This is a genomic window from Pseudomonas sp. PKS, from assembly GCF_051913525.1.
Taxonomy (GTDB): Bacteria; Pseudomonadota; Gammaproteobacteria; order Pseudomonadales; family Pseudomonadaceae; genus Aquipseudomonas; species Aquipseudomonas guariconensis_D.
In genome coordinates this window covers 83,438-103,164 of sequence record NZ_JBEGDO010000007.1, presented here as the reverse complement: position 1 = coordinate 103,164, position 19,727 = coordinate 83,438, and the positions used below count along the sequence as shown (strand labels likewise).

General features: G+C 63.4%; 21 protein-coding genes. 6 read left to right on the top strand and 15 right to left on the bottom strand.

Going from position 1 to position 19,727, the window contains the following annotated elements; genetic code table 11:
* Nucleotides 1–79: 79 nt before the first annotated feature.
* Together ABOA88_RS09820 and ABOA88_RS09815 are read right to left on the bottom strand one after the other, a co-directional pair.
* The gene (locus ABOA88_RS09820) at nt 80–745 is read right to left on the bottom strand and encodes a fumarylacetoacetate hydrolase family protein (RefSeq protein WP_196170660.1); all 666 of its coding nucleotides are present in this window, start codon (nt 743–745) and stop codon (nt 80–82) included.
* Between the two features lie 26 nt (nt 746–771).
* Nucleotides 772–2,169 carry an FAD-binding oxidoreductase gene (locus tag ABOA88_RS09815; RefSeq protein ID WP_196170661.1) on the bottom strand — a complete coding sequence of 466 codons (1,398 nt, stop codon included), beginning with the start codon at nt 2,167–2,169 and terminating at the stop codon, nt 772–774.
* 170 nt (nt 2,170–2,339) lie between these two features.
* On the opposite strand from ABOA88_RS09815, the gene serA reads away from it, so the two are divergent.
* Nucleotides 2,340–3,569 (top strand): phosphoglycerate dehydrogenase, encoded by a 1,230-nt coding sequence (gene serA, locus ABOA88_RS09810; protein ID WP_043211478.1) that lies wholly within the window; start codon nt 2,340–2,342, stop codon nt 3,567–3,569.
* A 169-nt stretch (nt 3,570–3,738) separates the two neighbouring features.
* Here the strand turns inward: serA and ABOA88_RS09805 are convergent, their stop codons facing one another.
* Nucleotides 3,739–4,215, bottom strand: a complete 477-nt coding sequence (locus ABOA88_RS09805) for a DUF4399 domain-containing protein (RefSeq protein ID WP_367851502.1) — start codon at nt 4,213–4,215, stop codon at nt 3,739–3,741.
* Nucleotides 4,216–4,442: 227 nt separating this feature from the next.
* On the opposite strand from ABOA88_RS09805, the gene ABOA88_RS09800 reads away from it, so the two are divergent.
* The gene (locus ABOA88_RS09800; RefSeq protein ID WP_196170663.1) at nt 4,443–4,922 is read left to right on the top strand and encodes a substrate-binding periplasmic protein; all 480 of its coding nucleotides are present in this window, start codon (nt 4,443–4,445) and stop codon (nt 4,920–4,922) included.
* A 54-nt stretch (nt 4,923–4,976) separates the two neighbouring features.
* On the opposite strand, the gene ABOA88_RS09795 is transcribed toward ABOA88_RS09800, so the two are convergent.
* The gene (locus ABOA88_RS09795; protein ID WP_196170664.1) at nt 4,977–5,480 is read right to left on the bottom strand and encodes a DUF523 domain-containing protein; all 504 of its coding nucleotides are present in this window, start codon (nt 5,478–5,480) and stop codon (nt 4,977–4,979) included.
* Nucleotides 5,467–6,090 carry a 2OG-Fe(II) oxygenase gene (locus ABOA88_RS09790; protein ID WP_196170665.1) on the bottom strand — a complete coding sequence of 208 codons (624 nt, stop codon included), beginning with the start codon at nt 6,088–6,090 and terminating at the stop codon, nt 5,467–5,469. The genes ABOA88_RS09795 and ABOA88_RS09790 overlap by 14 nt, the downstream gene beginning before the upstream one ends.
* 121 nt (nt 6,091–6,211) lie before the next feature.
* Between ABOA88_RS09790 and ABOA88_RS09785 the strand changes: the two genes are divergently transcribed.
* Nucleotides 6,212–6,964 (top strand): DUF2059 domain-containing protein, encoded by a 753-nt coding sequence (locus ABOA88_RS09785; RefSeq protein ID WP_367851501.1) that lies wholly within the window; start codon nt 6,212–6,214, stop codon nt 6,962–6,964.
* Here ABOA88_RS09785 and ABOA88_RS09780 read toward each other — a convergent pair whose 3' ends face one another.
* Nucleotides 6,965–7,894: an alpha/beta hydrolase gene (locus ABOA88_RS09780; protein ID WP_367851500.1), complete on the bottom strand. Its 930-nt coding sequence runs from the start codon at nt 7,892–7,894 to the stop codon at nt 6,965–6,967. It abuts the gene before it with no gap.
* Nucleotides 7,895–8,028: 134 nt separating this feature from the next.
* Between ABOA88_RS09780 and ABOA88_RS09775 the strand changes: the two genes are divergently transcribed.
* On the top strand, nt 8,029–8,592 hold the full coding sequence (locus ABOA88_RS09775) for a DUF6436 domain-containing protein (RefSeq protein ID WP_367851499.1): 564 nt from the start codon (nt 8,029–8,031) through the stop codon (nt 8,590–8,592).
* On the opposite strand, the gene ABOA88_RS09770 is transcribed toward ABOA88_RS09775, so the two are convergent.
* The gene (locus ABOA88_RS09770; protein WP_367851498.1) at nt 8,571–9,137 is read right to left on the bottom strand and encodes a sugar O-acetyltransferase; all 567 of its coding nucleotides are present in this window, start codon (nt 9,135–9,137) and stop codon (nt 8,571–8,573) included. The genes ABOA88_RS09775 and ABOA88_RS09770 overlap by 22 nt on opposite strands.
* A gap of 87 nt (nt 9,138–9,224) precedes the next feature.
* Between ABOA88_RS09770 and ABOA88_RS09765 the strand changes: the two genes are divergently transcribed.
* Both ABOA88_RS09765 and ABOA88_RS09760 read left to right on the top strand, forming a co-directional pair.
* A complete protein-coding gene (locus ABOA88_RS09765; protein ID WP_367851497.1) occupies nt 9,225–11,588 on the top strand; it encodes a penicillin acylase family protein in 2,364 nt (787 codons plus the stop codon).
* 41 nt (nt 11,589–11,629) lie between these two features.
* On the top strand, nt 11,630–12,448 hold the full coding sequence (locus ABOA88_RS09760; protein ID WP_367851496.1) for an alpha/beta fold hydrolase: 819 nt from the start codon (nt 11,630–11,632) through the stop codon (nt 12,446–12,448).
* Nucleotides 12,449–12,742: 294 nt separating this feature from the next.
* On the opposite strand, the gene ABOA88_RS09755 is transcribed toward ABOA88_RS09760, so the two are convergent.
* From ABOA88_RS09755 to cysW, 8 genes are all read right to left on the bottom strand, one after another.
* Nucleotides 12,743–13,528 carry a MetQ/NlpA family ABC transporter substrate-binding protein gene (locus ABOA88_RS09755; protein ID WP_367851495.1) on the bottom strand — a complete coding sequence of 262 codons (786 nt, stop codon included), beginning with the start codon at nt 13,526–13,528 and terminating at the stop codon, nt 12,743–12,745.
* Nucleotides 13,529–13,723: 195 nt separating this feature from the next.
* Complete coding sequence (locus ABOA88_RS09750; protein WP_196170672.1) at nt 13,724–14,659, bottom strand: sigma 54-interacting transcriptional regulator; 936 nt, start codon at nt 14,657–14,659, stop codon at nt 13,724–13,726.
* Nucleotides 14,660–14,722: 63 nt separating this feature from the next.
* A complete protein-coding gene (locus tag ABOA88_RS09745) occupies nt 14,723–15,304 on the bottom strand; it encodes an alpha/beta hydrolase (protein WP_196170673.1) in 582 nt (193 codons plus the stop codon).
* 232 nt (nt 15,305–15,536) lie between these two features.
* Complete coding sequence (locus tag ABOA88_RS09740; protein ID WP_043211507.1) at nt 15,537–15,938, bottom strand: ExbD/TolR family protein; 402 nt, start codon at nt 15,936–15,938, stop codon at nt 15,537–15,539.
* A gap of 1 nt (nt 15,939) precedes the next feature.
* A complete protein-coding gene (locus ABOA88_RS09735; RefSeq protein ID WP_196170674.1) occupies nt 15,940–16,662 on the bottom strand; it encodes a MotA/TolQ/ExbB proton channel family protein in 723 nt (240 codons plus the stop codon).
* A 35-nt stretch (nt 16,663–16,697) separates the two neighbouring features.
* Complete coding sequence (locus tag ABOA88_RS09730; RefSeq protein WP_196170675.1) at nt 16,698–17,489, bottom strand: energy transducer TonB; 792 nt, start codon at nt 17,487–17,489, stop codon at nt 16,698–16,700.
* Between the two features lie 369 nt (nt 17,490–17,858).
* Complete coding sequence (locus tag ABOA88_RS09725; protein WP_196170676.1) at nt 17,859–18,848, bottom strand: sulfate/molybdate ABC transporter ATP-binding protein; 990 nt, start codon at nt 18,846–18,848, stop codon at nt 17,859–17,861.
* A 3-nt stretch (nt 18,849–18,851) separates the two neighbouring features.
* Nucleotides 18,852–19,724 (bottom strand): sulfate ABC transporter permease subunit CysW, encoded by an 873-nt coding sequence (gene cysW / locus ABOA88_RS09720; RefSeq protein ID WP_196162340.1) that lies wholly within the window; start codon nt 19,722–19,724, stop codon nt 18,852–18,854.
* Nucleotides 19,725–19,727: the final 3 nt, after the last annotated feature.

Below are 19,727 nucleotides of genomic sequence, written 5' to 3'. Positions count from 1 at the left end.
TCCGGATGAGTTGTGAAAAAAACGGTAAATATCGCGGTGAATACGATGACAGCCCCGCAAGGCTGCCATCGTCAGCGGTTCACAACACGCGGCTTTCGAAGCGGCTTGCGCCGGGAAGTTCCAGCACCAGCTCATCGCCCACATTCAGAGGGCCAACGCCCACAGGTGTACCGGTGAGGATCACATCACCCGGGAGCAAGGAGAAGTGGGCGGCGATATGCTGGATGATCGGCACGATGGGGTTGAGCATCATCGCGCTGTTGCCGTCCTGGCGGACTTCGCCGTTGATCGACAGGCGAATGCCGATATCGGTCAGGTCCTCGACGCTGTCGGCGACCACGAACGGTGGCAGGACGCAGGCACCGTCGAAGCTCTTGGCCAGCTCCCACGGCAAGCCCTTCTCCTTGAGCTTGGCCTGCACGTCGCGCAGGGTCAGGTCCAAGGCCGGGGCAAAGCCGGAAATGGCATCGCGCACTTCTTCCTCGCTGGGGTGGGTCGACAGCGGCTTGCCGACCAGCACGGCGATCTCCGCTTCATAATGCACGGCACCCCGCTCGGTCGGGATCTTGAAACCACCCTCCAAGGGCACCACACAACTGCCCGGCTTGATGAACAGCAGGGGCTCGCTGGGGATTGGGTTGTCCAGCTCCTTGGCATGTTCGGCGTAGTTACGGCCTATGCAGACCACCTTGCCCAGGGGAAAGTGGATGCGCGTGCCGTCTAGGTACTGGTGCTGGTAACTCATGGCCGACTCCTCTGGATACTGCGTACTTATTCAGGAGCGAAGATCTTACCCGGATTCATGATGCCGTTCGGGTCGAACACTCCCTTTATTGCCTTCATGCAGGCAATTTCCTCAGGCGAGCGGCTGTAGCCCAGGTAGTCGCGCTTGGTCATGCCCACCCCATGCTCGGCGGAGATCGAACCGTTGTAGCGCTGTACGATTTCGAACACCCATTTGTTGACCTTGGCGCAGGTGGCGAAAAACGCGTCCTTGGCCATGTCATCGGGCTTGAGGATGTTCAGGTGCAGGTTGCCGTCGCCGATATGGCCGTACCAGACCACTTCGAAGTCCGGATAGTGCTGACCGACGATGGCATCGATGTCCCGCAAGAACGCCGGCACCTTCGAAACGGTGACGGAAATGTCGTTCTTGTAGGGGGTCCAGTGGGAAATGGTCTCGGAGATGTACTCGCGCAATTTCCACAGGTTCTTGAGTTGGGTCTCGCTCTGGCTCATCACGCCATCGAGCACCCAGCCCTGCTCGACGCAGTGCTCGAAGGTGGCCAGGGCTTCGTTAGCCACATCCTCGGTGCTGGCTTCGAACTCCAGCAGGGCATAGAACGGGCAATCGGTCTCGAACGGCGGCGGCACGTCGCCCCGGCCCATGACCTTGGCCAAGGCCTTGTCGGAGAAAAATTCGAACGCGGTGAGATCGAGCCGACCCTGGAAGGCATGCAACACCGGCATGATCGAGTCGAAGTCCGGCGTGCCCAGCACCATGGCGGTCAGGTTGCGCGGCGTGCGGTCCAGACGCAGCGTGGCTTCGACCACGAAGCCCAGGGTGCCTTCGGCGCCGATGAACAACTGGCGCAGGTCGTAGCCGGTAGCGTTCTTGATCAGGCCCTTGTTCAACTCGAGCAGCTCACCCTTGCCGGTCACCACCTTCAGACCCGCCACCCAGTTCCGGGTCATGCCATAGCGAATGACCTTGATACCACCGGCATTGGTGCCGATGTTGCCACCGATCTGACTGGAGCCAGAGGAGGCGAAGTCCACCGGGTAATAAAGGCCGTTGTCCTCGGCGAACTGCTGCAACTGGCGAGTGACCACGCCCGGTTGGCACACCACGGTGCGGTCGAAGGCGTTGAAGTCGAGTATCTGGTTCATGTAGTCGAAGGCCACCACCACCTCGCCGTTGGCGGCCACCGCGGCGGCAGAAAGGCCGGTGCGCCCGCCCGACGGCACCAACGCAACCTGGTGGCGATTGGCCCAGGCGACGATGGCCTGCACCTGCTCGATGGACCGAGGGAAGACGATCGCCGAGGGCGCCGGTGGATAGTGCTTGGTCCAGTCCTTGCCGTAGGCCTCCAGCGAAGCCGGGTCGGTAAGAACCTTGCTCGGGTCGACCAGGGTCATCAGCTCATCAAGTACCGCTGTGTTGGTCATCGGCTGAACTCTCGAACTATTCATAGTCACCCTGAGCACTCTTCACCTGTCGGGATAAGCTCAGATTCTGTCGCGTATGCTAGCATAGCGCTCCCGCCGTTCGTGCTAAGGCCGACGCCGCGCCGCTTTACCCCCCTGCCATTTTTTCTCCGGGATACAGGTTTACGCAGATGAGCAAGACTTCTCTCGACAAGAGCAAGATCAAGTTCCTTCTTCTTGAAGGTGTGCACCAGAATGCGGTCGATACCCTCAAGGCTGCCGGGTACACCAATATCGAGTACCTCACTGGTTCCTTGCCGGAAGCCGAGCTGAAGGAAAAGATCGCTGATGCCCACTTCATCGGCATTCGCTCCCGCACCCAGCTGACCGAAGAGATCTTCGACTGCGCGAAGAAGCTGGTCGCTGTCGGCTGCTTCTGCATCGGTACCAACCAGGTCGACCTGAACGCAGCCCGCGAGCGCGGTATCGCCGTGTTCAACGCACCGTTCTCCAACACCCGCTCCGTTGCCGAACTGGTGCTGGCCGAAGCCATCCTGCTGCTACGCGGCATCCCCGAGAAAAACGCGTCCTGCCACCGTGGCGGCTGGATCAAGAGCGCGGCCAACTCCTTCGAGATCCGTGGCAAGAAACTGGGCATCGTCGGCTACGGCTCGATCGGCACCCAGCTGTCGGTCCTGGCCGAAAGCCTGGGGATGCAGGTCTACTTCTACGATCCGCTGACCAAGCTGCCGCTGGGCAACGCCACCCAGGTGACCAGCCTGCACGAGCTGCTGGGCCTGGCCGACATCGTCTCGCTGCACGTGCCTGAGCTGCCGTCCACCCAGTGGATGATCGGCGAGAAGGAAATCCGTGCGATGAAGAAGGGCTCGATCCTGATCAACGCCGCCCGTGGCACCGTGGTCGAGCTGGACCACCTGGCCGCCGCGATCAAGGACCAGCACCTGATCGGCGCCGCCATCGACGTCTTCCCGGTCGAGCCGCGCTCCAACGACGAGCAGTTCGAAAGCCCGCTGCGCGGCCTGGACAACGTGATCCTGACCCCACACATCGGTGGTTCCACCGCCGAAGCCCAGGCCAACATCGGCCTGGAAGTGGCCGAAAAGCTGGTCAAGTACAGCGACAACGGTACGTCCGTATCGTCGGTCAACTTCCCGGAAGTTGCCCTCCCGGCGCACCCAGGCAAGCACCGCCTGCTGCACATCCACCAAAACATCCCCGGTGTACTCAGCGAGATCAACAAAGTCTTCGCCGAAAACGGGATCAACATCTCCGGTCAGTTCCTGCAGACCGACGAGAAAGTGGGTTACGTGGTCATCGACGTCGATGCCGAATACTCGGACCTGGCGCAGGAAAAACTTCAGCAGGTCAAGGGCACCATCCGCTCTCGCGTGCTGTTCTAAGTTACTGCGCTGCATAAAAAAGGAGGCCCGGGTGGCCTCCTTTTTTTTGCCTGTGTATCGACGGTGTCTGTTTCGCGGGTAAGTCGGAGCGCCGAACCGCGGCTCCCACAGGTCATGTGTCGCTCTCAAACATCTCGCTGTGCCAGAGGGCCCGCGAACAAGTCGAAACTTACTTCACCTGCACCGTGATCTTCTGCGACTCGACGCTTGGCTTGAACGGCACATGGAACCGGTCCCCCAGGACCAGTTGCAGGGTGTGCTTGCCTGGCGCCAGGGTGATGGTGGCTTCGGTCTGCGCCTTGCCGAAGTGCAGCACTTGCGGGCCGGCCGGCAGTGGCGCGTTGTTCTCCGGCATCAAGGTGGTCGGCAGCGGCTGGTCAGCCGCAGGTTCCTTGTCGACATCGACCAGCAGGTGATGGTGGCCCGTGTGCGGGGTCGCATCGCCCGCAGGCTTGAGCCCCATGCCCTCGATGCCGAACTTGACCGTGAAGGTCTTGTCGACGGTCGCACCGTCAGCGGGGGAAACGATGAAGACCTTGGCGCCCTGGGGGGGGTCCTGGCTCTTCAGCGCGTCCGCGGCGCCCGCAAACACCGACACCCCCATCAACAAGCCAGCAACGGCAGCACGCGAAAATAGGCTGTTCATTCACATCTCCTGTGTTTCACTTTCATTGACTACTGTCCATTAACGAACCGCAGCGATAAATCAACATAGTTCAATTGAGCGCCAAGGTCTTGCCGGACAGGGCCAGAAAAAAATTATCGCCGCTCAAAACATTGCAGCGCAGGTAAGGTCATAGCCTGCATTCGACCGTCACAAGTCAGAAAGTCGCGGCGAAACATATTCAACTGTCAAAAAGAATGGGGGCATTCATGCGTTTGAGCACTGGCGTACTGCTGGCACTTTTGATCAGTCCATTGGCCCAAGCCGAGCTGATAGACGACGTCAACGATCGGGGCGAGCTGCGCATTGCCGTGCAATCCGATACCCCGCCCTACGCCTACAAGGAAAACGAACACCTGACCGGCTTTGAAATCGAGCTGGGCCAGGCCATCGCCAAGGAACTGGACGTGCGTGCGCAATTCGTCGAGGCCCCCGCGGACCAGTTGCTGCCTGGCGTTCAGAGCGGCAAGTTCGACATCGCCCTCGATCAGCTCGATGCCAAGCAGACACTCGACGGGCAACTGGATGTCAGCCAGCCCTATGGCGCCGACGCACGGGTGATCACGTTCCAGAAGGACAACCCGGCGTTCGAAAGCGCGGTGAACAATGCCCTGCAGCGCATCAAGGACGACGGCCGTCTGACGGCGCTGGAACAGAAGTGGCTCAAGAACCAGGCAGCGAGCCAGTGATGGCCTGCCAAACGCTGCCGGGGGCATCGACCTTTATCGTCTGGCGAATCCTTACTAGTGGCTCATACCCTCCAGCGCTCGCTGTGCGTCTTCGAGCTCCAGCTCGCTGAACACCTGCACGCCTTCGCGGCGCAACAGCGCTGTGGTCACCCCTTCTCCCGGGACCTTCACGCCGCTGAAAGTCCCGTCGTAGGTCAACCGGTTGCCGCATGAGGGGCTGCCTGCCTTAAGGACCGCCACACGGATGCCATGTTCACGCACCAACGCCAGGGCCTGCCGGGCGCCAGCAAGAAAGGCTTCGCTGACGTCCAACCCGGTCACCGTCACCACCTGGGCCTGCCCGTCCAGCACCGCCGCCCCCTGCCCGCCCGGAATTTCCGCTGGGGGGCGGGGTGTCGGCAGGCCGCCCGCCACTTCTGGACATAGCGGCACTACGCGGCCTTCGGCCTGCCAGCGCTGAAGAAGATCCGGGTGCCCGCTGTCACGTCCGTCGTAGCGCACGGCCTGCCCCAGCAGACAGGCGCTGACCAGGACCTTGGGCAAGTCAGAACGGTTCATTGCCACGACGGCGGAACCAGCCGGTCAAAGACAGGCGATCGCGCCTGGCCGGCAGGACTTCATGGGGGATATCGCCAGACAGGAACACCACCAGGCTGCCCGCCTCCGGCTGCACATCCAGCTCCGCATCCTCGGCAAGGAACATGCGCAACTGGCCACCGTCCTGTGGTTGCCAATTTTCGTTGAGGTAGAGGATGGCCGAAACCGCGCGTCGGTCATCGTCGCGGAAACGGTCCACGTGGCGGCGATAGAAAGCGCCTGGTGGATACAGGGCGAAATGACACTCGAAGTCCTCAAGGCCCAGGTACAAGCCCTGGTTCAACGCTTGGCGCAGGCTGTCCATGGCCGCCAGGTAGCGGTCACAGGCCTCGGACTCACCCGGCTCCAGCCATTGGATGCGGTCGCCACGGATCGCTTCACGCACCTCTTGTCCAGTGCCGCGCCCCACGCCGGCCGGGCTCAATTCGCCCTCGGCGGCACGCTGTCGGCACTCGGCCGCCAAGACACTGATCAATGCTTCGGGCAGGAAAAAAGGCTGGCGGGACCAACCACGGTTGGCCAGGTCGTCGACGATGGTAGAAAGCATCGGATATTCAGGAGAGATGGGCATGGCGCATAGTATCGACTCGCCGTGAAAACCGACAGCGCCACTTGGCCGCCAACCGTCATCGGCGTCTCGACAAAGCCACGCCGCCCCAAGGACAATAGCGGCCTGCCGACAGGAGTCCTGAATGCGCCGTTTGTTTTCCCTGCTGCTGATGATGATCTGCACCATGCCTGTCTGGGCAGACAGTCTCGATCAGCTGTACAAGGTCGCCGGCTGGCCCGACCAGCGCGCCCACTTCACCGATGCCGTGAGTGCTGCCCAGCAGCGCTACAAGAACAGCTTGCCGCCTGCGGTCTACCAGGCGCTGGTCAACAACAGTAACCAGCGCTTCCAGGCGCAGGCCATGGACCGCCGGGCCCGGGCGCAATTGCGCGCCAACCTGCCCAACCCTACGCCTGCGCTGGCCTTCTTCCAGTCGCCGCTTGGGCGCAAGGTCGTGGCCGCCGAGCTGCTGGCCACGCGCAAGGATCAACTGGCCAAGAACGCCAAGGGTCTGCCGAAGATCCAGGCCAGCGACAACCGCATGCTGATCATCGGCCACCTGGCCCAGGCCCTGCCTGCCCGGGAAGCCGGTGCCGAGGTGAGCCTGGCAATCGCCGGCGTCGCGGCCGATAGCCTCAGTTCCATGATCCCCGGCCTGTTCGGAGCAGGTCAGGCCAGCAGCCTGCTCGATGGCCAGCGCCAGCGCCTGATGCAGCAGATCGGCGAAGACCTGAACAACACCCTGCTATACGTCTACCGGGACCTGTCCGACGCCGAGCTCGAAGAATTCGCCACCTTCGCCGAATCCGCCGAGGGCAAGGCCTACTACAAGGCCGCCCTGGAAGCGGTGCGCGCCGGGCTGGCGGTGGGGCAGAACGCTGCGGACCTGCAGTGATCAGCCAAGGCGCTGGTCGATGAAGGCGAAGTAGCGCTGGCGAATGTCCGGCAGTTCGTTGGCCAGGTGATGACGCGCCTCGGGCAGCATGAGAATCTGCGGCTCGGCGAACTTGGCCTTGAGCACCTTGAGGTTGTAGGGCCAATCCACCGTCGCGTCGGCCTCCCCCTGCACGATCACGGGCCGCCGCACGCTGCGCGGCGCGGCCTCGATACGCTTGACCCAGGCCACCAGGGCCCCGACCCAGGCCGTCGGCAACCGCCGCGGTTGCAGCGGGTCGGCCTCCAGGAACGGCAGAAACGCCGGATCGTTGCTGTTCTCGCTGAAGCGCCGCTCGATGCCGTTGACGAAGTGGCGCAGCACGCAATAGCTGAGTTTCGACCAATACCACGAGCGTGGCCGCACCAAAGGCGCCAGCAGGATCACTTGGCCATCGGCCGGGCTCTGCTCGCCGTGGTACAGCACGTGGTCCACCACGATCGCCCCGCCGGTGCTCTGCCCACACAGGTGCCACGGGCGTGGCAAGTCGAGCAGACGGGCCTGTTCGAACAGGGCGTCGAGCACCTGCTGGTAGACGGCGAAATCAGCGATGCTGGCCCGCTCGCCACTCGACAGCCCATGGCCCGGCAGGTCGCAACTGATGACCGCGAACCCCTGACCCAACGCCCATTCAATCACATGGCAGTACAACCCCATGTGGTCGTAGTAGCCGTGCAGCAGAAACAGCGTCGCCACAGGCCGCTCCGGCAACCACACCTGCCCCACCAACTCGAAGCCCGCCGCCTTGAAGCCGCCCAGCCAGCTTTGGCGCACCGGCAGGTCCAGGCCATAGAAACGCTGGTAGTCCAGGCCTTGGGACGACAAAGGTTGGCGGGCCGCCAAGGGCGCAAGGCTGGCGCGCAGAAGGTCGGGGTGAAAGGTGGCGGGCATCGGACGGATCCACAGCGAAGCGAGTATTGACCTGTGATATTCAGCTCTCGGCGTCATCGTGGCAAGCTAGACCCTTTGCCACGAACAGACCGCTCCCACAGGGTTTTCGCTGCTTCAAGTCCTGCGGACACACCATGCCCACCCGAAAATCCCTGCTCACCGCCCTCGCATTGCTGCTCTGCGCTGTCGTCCTGTGGTGGGCCTACGCCAGTTTCCAGGCGCGTTACCTGCGCACGTTCGACGACCAGACGACCCTGTTCGAGGGCAGCCAGTTGCAGTTGCCCGCCGGTCTGGCGGGCCCAGGTCCGATCCGGGTGGTGCATTTCTGGGACCCGGCCTGCCCCTGCAACGTCGGCAACCAGCAGCACCTGGGCGAGCTGATCGAACATTTCGCCCCCCAAGGCGTGCGCTTTCATGTGGTGCAAAAGCCCAGTAGCCAAGGTCAGTTGCCCGGTAATCTGGCAGCGCTCCAGCCCTTGACCGCGCTGCCGGGCAGCGAGCACCTGCCGGCATCTCCTGCGGTGGCCATCTGGGACCGTGAAGGCCGCCTGGCCTATTTCGGCCCCTACAGCGAGGGCGCCGTGTGCAATGCCAGCAACAGCTTCATCGAGCCGGTCCTCAAGGCACTGGTCGAGGGTCGCAGGGTCAACGCGTCCAACACCCTGTCCCAGGGCTGCTACTGCCCTTGGGCCGACTGACGCACCCGCGCCGGGTTGCCCACCACGATCGTCCCGGCCGGCACGTCGCGGGTGACCACACTGCCGGCGCCCACCACGGCGTTGTCGCCGATATCCACGCCCGGCAGGATGATCGCCCCGCCACCGATCCACACGTTGTTGCCAATGCGCACCGGCCTGCCGCTCTCCAGCCCGCTGCGACGCACCTCAGGGTCCAGCGGATGGTCAGCGGTGTAGATCTGCACCGCAGGGCCAATCTGGCAGTCCTCGCCGATATGGACCGGCAACACATCGAGAATCACGCAGTTGAAGTTCATGAAGGTGTTGGCACCCACGCTGATGTTGTAGCCATAGTCGCAATAAAATGGCGGACGAATCACCGCGCCTTGGCCGGCATGACCGAAGTGTTCGACCAACAGCGCGTGGCGGGCGTCGTTGAGCAGCTCGACACTGCTGTTGTAGCGGTGCATCCAGTGCTTGTTGGCGATCTGCTCGGCTTGCAGTTCAGGGCAGCCAGCATGGTAGAGCTGGCCAGTCAGCATTTTCTGTTTTTCGCTGAGGGACATGGAGACTCCTTCCAGGGGACTATGCTCAGTTCGCGAATCCGTCGATGATCGGACCACACTTTTCGCTCGAATGCACAAGGAGTCTTGATGAAGCGCAGCCTGACCCTGCTGGCAGTGGTGATTGCCGCTGCTGTGGGCGCCGGTTACTGGTACGTGGAAGGCAAGCAGCCACAGCGCGAGGGCCAGGTGAGTGTTGCCGGCCTTGAGGCGCCGGTCAGCGTACGCTACGACGCTCGGGGCGTTCCTCACCTGCAGGCGCAGAACGAGTCTGACCTGTACCGAGCACTGGGCTATGTGCATGCCCAGGATCGGCTGTTCCAGATGGAGATCCTGCGGCGCCTGGCCCGCGGAGAACTGGCCGAAGTGCTGGGCGCCGACCTGATCCCCACCGACACCCTGTTCCGTAGCCTGCGCATCCGCGAACAGGCCACACGCATGGCCCAGCGCCAGGACAAGCAGTCGCCGGCCTGGCAGGCGTTGCAGGCCTATCTGGACGGGGTCAACCAATGGCAGGCCAGCCACCCCAAGCCCATGGAGTTCGACCTGCTGGGCATCAACCCACGCCCCTTCACCGCCGAGGACACGCTCAGCATCGCCGGCTACCTGGCATACAGTTTCGCCGCCGCCTTTCGCACCGAGCCTGCGCTGACCTACATCCGCGATCAGCTCGGCCCCCAGTACCTGAAGGTCTTCGACCTCGACTGGCAACCGGACGGCGCCCTGGCCGCGCCCCTGGCCGCCGCGGACTGGCGCAGCCTGGAGCAGTTGGCACGCTTGAGTCACGACGCCTTGGGCGAGGCGGGCATCCCTCAGTTCGAAGGCAGCAACGCCTGGGCCGTGTCTGGCACCCGCACGCGCAGCGGCCGCCCATTGCTGGCCGGCGATCCACACATTGGCTTTGCCGTCCCGGCAGTGTGGTACGAGGCCGAACTGTCGGCACCGGGGTTCAACCTGTATGGCTACTTCCAGGCGCTCAACCCCTTCGCCCTGCTCGGCCACAACCTCGACTTCGGCTGGAGCCTGACCATGTTCCAGAACGACGACGTGGACCTGATCGCCGAGCAGGTCAACCCGAACAACGCCGAACAGGTCAGGGTCGATGGCAGGTGGCAGCCGCTGGAAAAAGTCGAGCAGCAGATCGCTGTCAAAGGCCAGGCCCCTGCCTCCATCACCCTGCGTCGCTCGCCCCACGGCCCGATCGTCAACGATGTGATCGGCGCCACCGCCGGGCCTAGGCCGATTGCCATGTGGTGGGCATTCCTGGAAACCGACAACCCCCTGCTCGACGGCTTCTACCAGGTCAACCGCGCCGATACCCTGGTCAAGATGCGCGACGCGGCAGCGAAGATCCACGCCCCCGGCCTGAACCTTGTCTGGGCCAATGGCCGGGGCGACATCGGCTGGTGGGCAGCGGCGCAATTGCCGGTGCGCCCAGAAGGGGTCAATCCGTCGTTCATTCTCGATGGCAGCACGTCCCAGGCCGACAAACCCGGCTTCTACCCGTTCAGCGTGAACCCGCAGCAAGAGAACCCTGCCAGCGGCTACATCGTCTCGGCCAACTTCCAGCCTCCGGCCGTCGTGCCGGTCCCTGGCTACTACAACCTGCCCGACCGCGGTCGCCAGCTCGACCGACACCTGGCCGCGCCAGGCATCCAGTGGGACACCCAAAACACCCAAGCTTTGCAGCTCGATACCGCCACCGACTACGGCCCACGCACCTTGGCACCGCTGCTGGGCACTTTGCGCGCCATCGCTCAGGGCGAGCAGGAGAAGGAACTGGTGGAACAATTGGCCGCCTGGCGGGGCGACTACCCGCTGGACTCGACCAGTGCGACCCTGTTCAACCAGTTCCTGTACGAACTGGCCTTCGCGGCCCTGCACGACGAACTGGGAGATACCTGGTTCCCGGTCCTGATCAACACCCGCGTCATCGATGCAGCCCTGCCGCGCCTGGCCGCTGATCCCGAGTCGCCTTGGTGGGCGCTACGCGGCGCCAGCGAACACACCGACCGCACCGCCATCGTCAAGCTGGCCTGGCAGCGCAGCCTCGCGCACCTGCGCGAGACGTTCGGCAAGGACCCGGCCCGCTGGCAATGGGGCAAGGCCCACACCCTGACCCACAACCACCCGCTGGGAGTGAAGAAGCCACTGAACCTGCTGTTCAACGTCGGCCCCTTCGCCGCGCCCGGTACCCATGAGGTGCCCAACAACCTCTCGGCGAAGATCGGTCCGGCGCCCTGGGCAGTCAACTACGGCCCCTCAACCCGGCGCCTGATCGATTTCGCAGATCCCGGCGCGGCCCTGACCATCAACCCGGTAGGCCAGAGCGGTGTACTGTTCGACCGGCACTATGGCGACCAGGCCGATGATTACATCCATGGGCGTTATCAACGGGCGCAGATGGGTGTGATTCCAGCGCAAAGCACCTTGCGATTGCTGCCGGTACAGTGACGGCCCGAGCCATGACCTTCAATCCGCTCCCGAGGATCCCGATGCACAAGCACTTCATTGAAATCGACGGCGCCCGTATGAGCTATGTCGACCACGGCCAAGGTTTCCCCGTACTGCTGGGCCACAGCTACCTGTGGTCGGCGGCCATGTGGCAGCCGCAGATCGAGGCGCTGTCGAAACACTACCGGGTGATCGTGCCCGAGCTTTGGGGCCACGGCGACTCCGCAGCGCCACCGTCCACCACCACCGACATGAGCGCGCTGGCCCGCCAGCACCTGGCATTGCTCGATGCCCTGGATATCCCGAAATGCCATCTGGTCGGCCTGTCGGTCGGCGGCATGTGGGGCGCGCAACTGGCCATCGAGCATCCCCAGCGCATCGACCGCCTGGTATTGATGGACACCTACCTCGGCGCCGAGCCGGACGCCACCCGCCTGAAATACTTCGGCCTGCTCGATGCCGCGAGCACGGCGGGCGGGTTCAGCGATGCCCTGCTCGACATCGTCGTGCCGATCTTCTTCCATGCCGGCGGCCAGACGGTGCCCGAGATCCGTGAGCAGTTTCGCGCCCAGCTCAAGGCCAGCAGCGCCCAGGTGATCCGGGAAAGCCTCGAGCCGATGGGCCGGGTGATTTTCGGCCGGCCAGACCTGCTGATGCGACTGGGCGATCTGCCAGGTGAACGTACTATCGTGCTGTGTGGCGACCAGGACATTCCCCGGCCACCGGCAGAGTCCAACGAAATGGCCCGACTGATCGGCTGCCTGGCAGCGCAGATTCCGTTCGCAGGGCACATCTCGAGCCTCGAGAACCCGCAGGTGGTGAATGAGTTTCTGTTGAACTGGTTGCCGCGCAACAGCTGAAATCGCCGAGGCGGCGATGGGCGCAGGCCAAGCCTGCGATCGGCCGCAACGCGCACCCTTCGTCGGCGGGCCCGGAAATTTCGTCCTGGCCTGGGATCTTTCCTGTCGATGGCCTCTCAAAGGGCATTCAGACAGCCTTCAGGACTCCCCCGATGAACAGCGCCTGCCCACCCGTTTCGAACGAGCAACTTCAATGGCTCCTGGCCTTGCGTCGGGCGCTGGCCAAATCGGGGGCATAAACGAAAACGCCGACGCAAATATGCGTCGGCGTTTTTTCTTTGCCAGGCGTGAAGATCAGAACGCCGGCAGCACCGCACCGCTGTACTTCATGGCGATGAACTCCTTCACCTGCGGGCTGGTCAGGGCTTTGGCGAGCTTCTGGATGGCCTCGCTGTCCTTGTTGTCCGGGCGGGCAACCAGGAAGTTCACGTACGGCGAGTCGCTGCCTTCGATCACCAGGGCGTCCTTGGCCGGGTTCAGACCGGCTTCCAGGGCGTAGTTGGTGTTGATCATGTCCAGGTCGACCTGATCGAGTACGCGCGGCAGCATGGCCGATTCCAGCTCGCGGAACTTCAGGTTTTTAGGGTTCTCGGCGATGTCCTTGGGCGTGGCCAGGGCATTCTTCGGATCTTTCAGGGTGATCAGGCCTGCCTTCTGCAGCAGGATCAGCGCGCGGCCACTGTTGCTGCCTTCGTTGGGGATGGCGACAGTGGCGCCGTCCTTGAGCTCAGCCAGGCTCTTGACCTTCTTGGAGTAGCCACCGAACGGCTCGACGTGTACGCCGATCACGGTTTCCAGGTGAGTACCCTTGCCTTCGTTGAAGTTCTTCAGGTACGGCAGGGTCTGGAAGTAGTTGGCGTCCAAACGCTTCTGGTCGACCTGCACGTTAGGCTGGACGTAGTCGGTGAAGACCTTGATCTGCAGGTCCACGCCTTCCTTGGCCAGGGTTGGCTTGATCAGTTCGAGGATCTCGGCGTGGGGTACGGGGGTAGCAGCCACGACCAGCTTCTCGGCGGCGTTGGCGAAACCGGCCAGCGACAGGGCAGCGGCCAGGGCAGTGGTCAGCAGAGTTTTTTTCATGGTGATCCTTGTTATCAAGCTGGAGCCATTGATGATGGCGAAGTCGGTGCCCACCCTTTGAATGGGGGCGTGAAGCGGACGATACCGGGAATTTTTATTCCGGAACAATATCTTTTGCTTAGCCGCTTATAACCAAAACAAATTGCCATTACCGCATTCGCTTCTGACCAACGGTTACCCGCTCTAGCACAGGGTTTACCCCAGGCTCGCCAACGTCGAAGCCAGCAATTGGCGCAGCGCCGATTTCGTTTGCAGCTCCTGGCTCTGGCCCAGTTGCGCGAGTTGACGCGCCAGGCTGGCCAGCGGCGTGGTGTCGGGCAGGTCCAGGTGCTGCGGGAGGATTTCCCCGGCCTCGCTCACCAACAGGGCAAAGTGGATGACGTTTTCCAGCTCGCGGGTATTGCCGGGCCAGGCATGGGCCTCAAGGGCCTGCTGGGCGGCTTCGCTGATCAGCGGCACCGGTACGCCCAGGCGTACGCTGTAGATTCCGACGAAGTATTCGGCCAGCGGCAGGATGTCCCCCACCCGCTCGCGCAGCGCCGGCAGCTCCAGCTGGCCTTCGCGCAGGTAGAGGTAGAGTCGCTCGTTGAAGCGCCCCGCACGCACGGCCTGGGCCAGGTCGATGCTGGACGCCGCGACCAAGCGCACATCCACCGGCTGTGGCCGCTGGGCGCCGACGCGGGTGACTTCGCGGTTTTCCAGCGCCGCCAGAAGCTTGCCCTGGATCGCCAGCGGCAGGTCGGCGATCTCGTCCAGATACAAGGTGCCGCCGTTGGCCGAACCGAACCAGCCCGCCCGGCCGCTGGCGGTCCCCCCCAGGGTGCCGGCGCTGTAGCCGAACAACTCGGCATCGGCATAGGTCGGGCTGATCGCCGCGCAACTCACCGAGACGAACAGCCCACTGCGGTCGCTGGCCCGATGGACCTGGCGGGCCAGCAGTTCCTTGCCGGTACCGGTCTCGCCGCGGATCAGCACCGGCACCGGTTGCGGTGCCAGGCGCTCCAGGGCATCGCGCAGCTGTTGCGAACGGGGGTCGATGAACACCAGCGCCTTGGCGCGGATGCTCAATGGGCTTTTGTCTTGCTCGGGGAAGGTCAGTAAAGGCTGACCGAAAGTGTTGTGAAGGGTCATGACGCGCTCCCGCCCGAGGCCGTTGCCGGCCGGGCGACTTGGTGTACGTGAACGGTTCGCGGATCAGGCGCGGCGCAAGGCCCGCTGTTCGATACGGCCTTGCAGGCGATAGAGGTAGGCGAAGCCTTGCTCCCAGCGTTCATGGCCGGACTTGACGTTGATATGCCCGGCATTGGCCAGCAGCCCCGCCTCGGCGCCCCAGGCCCGTGCCAGGTGCAATGCACGCGGTACACTGACAGCCGGGTCGTTGTCCGAACTGACCACCTGACTCGGGAATGGCAGCGGCTGCAGCGGGATCGGTGCGAAATTGCACAGCGCGGGCGAGCAGGTGGGCCGCTCGACATCCGCCGGAGCCACCAGCAACGCGCCGCGCACTTGGCGCAGCAAGGCCGGGTGGGCCTGGGCGGCCCAATGAGCGACGGTGATGCAGCCCAGACTATGGGCGATCAAGATCACCGGCGAGCGTTCGGCGGCGATCGCCTGCTCCAGCGCCTGGACCCAGTCGCGCCGCTGTGGCGTGAGCCAGTCGCGCTGCTCGACCCGGACGCTGTTGGGCAGACTGCGCTGCCAGTGACTTTGCCAATGGTTGTCTGGCGATCCTTGCCAGCCCGGCACAATCAGGTAACGGATCGACTCATTGCGCATGGGGACGCCTCCTGGAAGTTTGCGTGCTTGGGACAAGTATTGAGGAGACGTTTATATCAGTAAAGGAATAAGAAGCTATTTATTAATATCCTTTAGTTTTAAATGACAAGCTTCAAGTCGCTAACTCGTGTCCTCTTGCCGCTTGAAGCTCAAAACGTGCAACCAAAAAAAAAGGGCCATCCCCTGCCAAGGAAAATGGCCCTGAAGCACTTGCCTGAAGAGGGGTTGCCGGTCAGCGCGCGGTGATCACCGCCAGCTTGCTGATCCCGGCGCGTTCGATGGCAGCCATGGCCCGCGCCACTTCGCCGTAATTGACGCCATCGTCGGCCTGCAGCTGGACGCGCAACTCGGCGTCCTTGGCCTTGGCGTCCTTGAGGTTGGTTTCCAGCAGATCGGGCTGGATCTCGTCCTTGTTGATGAACAGCTTGCCGCTGCCATCGATGCTCACCACCAGCGGGTCCTTCTGCTCGACCGGGGCCACGGCCTCGGTCTTGGGCAGGTTGATGGGGATGGCGTTGGTCAGCAGCGGCGCGGTGACGATGAACACCACCAACAGCACCAGCATGACGTCCACCAAGGGCGTGACGTTGATTTCACTGAGGACTTCGTCGCTGTCCTGGGTCGAGAAGGCCATATCAGGAAGCCTCCTTCACTGGTTGGGTGAATCCTGCCTGGGCTTTGTGCACCGCAGGGTGTACCAGTACGCGGAAGGCACTCTTCTGCGCCAGGCTGTAGAAGTCATGGGCGAAATCGTCGAGGTCGGCGGCGGTCAGCTTGAGACGGCGCAGGAAGTAGTTGTAGACCAGCACCGCAGGCACCGCGACGGCGATACCGACACCGGTGGCCACCAGCGCCGCGCCGATCGGCCCGGCCACGGTTTCAAGGCTCGCCGAACCTGCCGCGCTGATGCCCTTGAGCGCCTCCATGATGCCCCACACGGTGCCGAACAGGCCGATGAAAGGCGAGGTGCTGCCGATACTGGCGACCACTGCCAGGCCCGTTTCCAGGGAGCGGCGTTCACGCACGATCTGCTGACGCAGCGCGCGCTCCAGACGGTCCTGGTGATTGATGGCATGGCTCAGGTCATTGGCCTGGCCCGGCTCCCCGACGGCAATCGCGGCGTAGCCTGCCTGGGCCACCCGGGCGGCGGGACCGGGCAGATCGTGGCTGGGCTGGGCCGCTGCATCGAGGCTCGAGGCCGCCCAGAACTGCTCATGGAAGCGCCGGTCCTGATGCTTCAGGCGCACGAACTGCACGACCTTGACCAAGGCCAACGCCCAGGTGGCCACGGAAAAACCAACCAGCAACCAGATGACGGCGCTTTCAACGGATTCGAGTGGGGATGCCAACAGGCTCATGATGAAGTCTTCCTATGTACGTCGATGGGCGCAAATTAACGAAGCTTGAAATCGATCGGCACGCTGACCCAGCCAACCTGGGCCACCTCGCCCTGCTTGGCCGGCACGAAGCTCCAGCGCTTCACTGCGGCGAGGGCCGCGTCATCCAGCACCTGGCGACCGCTGCTCTTCTGGATCTGGATCTGCCCAGGCTTACCGCTGGCGAGCACCTCGACACGCAGCAGCACCGAACCCTCCCAGCCCCGGCGATGGGCCATTTGTGGGTATTGCGGCGCGGGGTTCTTCAAGTAGGCGGCGCTGGCCGAAGGTGGCGTCACCGGTGCCGGTGGAGCCACGGGCGCGGGAGCTGCCACGGGTGGCGCGGGCGGCGTCTCGACGGGCTTGGGCTGCGGCTTGGCCACAGGCTTGGGCGCAGGTTTCGGCTTGGGCTTGGGTACTGGTTTTGGCGCAGGCTTAGCCGCCAGCTCATCCACCACTGGGGAGGGTGGCGGCTCGACCACCGGCGGCGCCGGAGCCGGTGGGGGAGGCTCGACCGCAGGCGGTGCGGGCGCGGCGAACTCGATGGTCATCGGCGGAATCTGTGGGGGTACCACGGGCAGCACCGGTGTCGGCGCCTGGCTGATCCAGTAGGCCGCAGCGCCATGCAGGGCCAACACCAGCAGCCCTAGCGCCAGCGTGTCGCGACGCTTGAGGCCACTGACGGGCGTGCGCTGCAGGCGCAGTTTGCCCAATGGCAGGCGAAGCGTGCGTCCAAGCTCGACCAGGTCGCCCGATGCCGGACGCCATGGCTGGTCGTAGGCCCTGACGGCCGTCTGGACATTACCCATCGATAGAACTCCCTGGGGGCGTGATTCATGGCTGAATCATCGGGCGCGAAGGCTTATCCCAGAAAGTAATATTTAAAATTAAAAATAGATCTTTTTTGAATATAGAGAACCTATGGTTACGCCCAGGCCGCGTCGCTCAAGGGCTGCAGCAGTGCTCCGAAAAACCGATGCCTGCCCGGCATACGAAATATAGCGACAAGGCATGGACCTGACGCACAGATCCGGTCTGCACAATCCCTCTGGGAGCGGGTTCACTCGTCGAATACGCTCGCCTATTCACCTCGCAGCCGCGGGTAAACCCGCTCCCACAGATTCCTGCAGTCCAAAAAAACCCGGGACGATGCCCGGGTTATTGGTGTGCGCGATGGCTCAGATGTCCGCCACCTTCTGCCAGACCTTGGGCCGGAAGAACAACGTCTCCCCTCGCGCCAGCCCCGTCAGGCTGTCATGATCCTTGACCACTTCCGCCTCGATCAACTCGCTCTGCCCCGGCACCTTCAAGGTGACACGCGTGGTCGCCCCCAGTGGCCGGATGTCGCGCACTTCGGCAGCCTGGTGGCCTTCGGTCTCATGGCGCGACAGCGACACTTCGTGCGGACGGAACAGCACATGCTGCCCCTCGCTCAGGCTCAGGCGGTTGGAGTCGCCCAGGAAGTGGTAGACGAAGTCGTTGGCAGGGTGTTCATACACCTCGCCCGGCGAGCCGATCTGCTCGATCACACCCTTGTTCATCACCACGATGCGGTCCGCCACTTCCATGGCTTCTTCCTGGTCGTGGGTGACGAATACCGAGGTCAGGTTGATGTCCTCGTGCAGGCGCGCCAACCAACGGCGCAGCTCCTTGCGTACCTTGGCGTCCAGCGCACCGAAAGGCTCATCGAGCAGCAGCACCTTGGGCTCCACGGCCAGGGCACGGGCCAGGGCGATACGCTGGCGCTGGCCGCCGGACAGCTGCTCAGGGTAGCGGTCGGACAACCAGTCCAGCTGCACCATGTTCAGCAGCTCATGCACTTTCTCGGCGATCTTGCTCTCGCTCGGGCGTTCACCCTTGGGCTTCATGCGCAGGCCGAAGGCGACGTTGTCGAACACACTCATGTGGCGGAACAACGCGTAGTGCTGGAATACGAAACCGACGTTGCGATCACGCACGTCATGGCCGGACACGTCCTCGCCATGGAACACGATATTGCCCTGGTCGGGCGTTTCCAGGCCGGCGATGATGCGCAGCAGGGTGGTCTTGCCGCAGCCGGACGGGCCCAGCAGGGCCACCAGCTCGCCGCTGTTGATATCCAGGTTGATGTTGTCCAGGGCCTGGAAGGCGTTGAAGCGCTTGCTGACGTTACGAACTTCGATCGACATGAATCATTCCTCCGCGGCGCTGTGGCGCAGGCGGTTAATACGGTTCTCGCTCCACTGCTTGAGCAGCAGGATGAAGAGCGCCAGGATCAGCAGCAGGCTGGCCACGCTGAAGGCCGCGACATGGTTGTACTCGTTGTAGAGGATCTCCACGTGCAGCGGCAAGGTGTTGGTGACGCCGCGGATATGCCCGGACACCACCGACACGGCGCCGAACTCACCCATGGCCCGCGCGGTGCACAGCACCACGCCGTAGATCAGGCCCCATTTGATGTTCGGCAGCGTCACGTGCCAGAACATCTGCCAGCCGTTGGCGCCTAGCAGGCGCGCGGCCTCCTCCTCCTGGGTGCCCTGCTCCTGCATCAGCGGGATCAGCTCTCGGGCCACGAAAGGCACAGTGACGAAGATGGTCGCCAGCACAATGCCCGGCAGGGCGAACACGATCTGGATGTCGTGGTCCTGCAGCCAGGGGCCGAACAGGCCCTGGGCCCCGAACATCAGCACATAGACCAGGCCGGCGATCACCGGCGAGACCGAGAACGGCAGATCGATCAGGGTCACCAGCAGGCTCTTGCCGCGGAAGGTGTACTTGCTCACGCACCAGGCGGCGCTGACGCCGAACACCAGGTTCAGCGGCACCGAGATGACCACGGCGAACAGGGTGAGCTTCAGCGCCGACAGGGCGTCGGGCTCGAAGATGGCCTCGAAGAACGTGCCAAAGCCATTCTTCAGGGCCTGGGACACGACGATGAACAGCGGCAGCAACAGGAACAGCGCGAACACCAGCCAGGCCAGGCCGATCAGCACACGCCTTGAGGTGGCGCTGCCACGGCGGGCGGCGTTGGCGGCGGCCGCTGCGCCAAGGGATGACGAAGACATTAC

Excerpts from the sequence above, each read along its gene's own strand:
- ABOA88_RS09735 (WP_196170674.1), bottom strand. The coding sequence starts at position 16,662 with ATGAGCCTGTTGGCATCCCCACTCGAATCCGTTGAAAGCGCCGTCATC.
- ABOA88_RS09780 (WP_367851500.1), bottom strand. The coding sequence starts at position 7,894 with ATGCCCGCCACCTTTCACCCCGACCTTCTGCGCGCCAGCCTTGCGCCC.
- ABOA88_RS09790 (WP_196170665.1), bottom strand. The coding sequence starts at position 6,090 with ATGCCCATCTCTCCTGAATATCCGATGCTTTCTACCATCGTCGACGAC.
- ABOA88_RS09805 (WP_367851502.1), bottom strand. The coding sequence starts at position 4,215 with ATGAACAGCCTATTTTCGCGTGCTGCCGTTGCTGGCTTGTTGATGGGG.
- ABOA88_RS09795 (WP_196170664.1), bottom strand. The coding sequence starts at position 5,480 with ATGAACCGTTCTGACTTGCCCAAGGTCCTGGTCAGCGCCTGTCTGCTG.
- ABOA88_RS09755 (WP_367851495.1), bottom strand. The coding sequence starts at position 13,528 with ATGAAAAAAACTCTGCTGACCACTGCCCTGGCCGCTGCCCTGTCGCTG.
- ABOA88_RS09740 (WP_043211507.1), bottom strand. The coding sequence starts at position 15,938 with ATGGCCTTCTCGACCCAGGACAGCGACGAAGTCCTCAGTGAAATCAAC.
- ABOA88_RS09815 (WP_196170661.1), bottom strand. The coding sequence starts at position 2,169 with ATGACCAACACAGCGGTACTTGATGAGCTGATGACCCTGGTCGACCCG.
- ABOA88_RS09770 (WP_367851498.1), bottom strand. The coding sequence starts at position 9,137 with ATGTCCCTCAGCGAAAAACAGAAAATGCTGACTGGCCAGCTCTACCAT.
- ABOA88_RS09765 (WP_367851497.1), top strand. The coding sequence starts at position 9,225 with ATGAAGCGCAGCCTGACCCTGCTGGCAGTGGTGATTGCCGCTGCTGTG.
- ABOA88_RS09725 (WP_196170676.1), bottom strand. The coding sequence starts at position 18,848 with ATGTCGATCGAAGTTCGTAACGTCAGCAAGCGCTTCAACGCCTTCCAG.
- ABOA88_RS09820 (WP_196170660.1), bottom strand. The coding sequence starts at position 745 with ATGAGTTACCAGCACCAGTACCTAGACGGCACGCGCATCCACTTTCCC.
- ABOA88_RS09760 (WP_367851496.1), top strand. The coding sequence starts at position 11,630 with ATGCACAAGCACTTCATTGAAATCGACGGCGCCCGTATGAGCTATGTC.
- ABOA88_RS09750 (WP_196170672.1), bottom strand. The coding sequence starts at position 14,659 with ATGACCCTTCACAACACTTTCGGTCAGCCTTTACTGACCTTCCCCGAG.
- ABOA88_RS09730 (WP_196170675.1), bottom strand. The coding sequence starts at position 17,489 with ATGGGTAATGTCCAGACGGCCGTCAGGGCCTACGACCAGCCATGGCGT.
- ABOA88_RS09785 (WP_367851501.1), top strand. The coding sequence starts at position 6,212 with ATGCGCCGTTTGTTTTCCCTGCTGCTGATGATGATCTGCACCATGCCT.
- serA (WP_043211478.1), top strand. The coding sequence starts at position 2,340 with ATGAGCAAGACTTCTCTCGACAAGAGCAAGATCAAGTTCCTTCTTCTT.
- ABOA88_RS09745 (WP_196170673.1), bottom strand. The coding sequence starts at position 15,304 with ATGCGCAATGAGTCGATCCGTTACCTGATTGTGCCGGGCTGGCAAGGA.
- ABOA88_RS09800 (WP_196170663.1), top strand. The coding sequence starts at position 4,443 with ATGCGTTTGAGCACTGGCGTACTGCTGGCACTTTTGATCAGTCCATTG.
- ABOA88_RS09775 (WP_367851499.1), top strand. The coding sequence starts at position 8,029 with ATGCCCACCCGAAAATCCCTGCTCACCGCCCTCGCATTGCTGCTCTGC.
- cysW (WP_196162340.1), bottom strand. The coding sequence starts at position 19,724 with ATGTCTTCGTCATCCCTTGGCGCAGCGGCCGCCGCCAACGCCGCCCGC.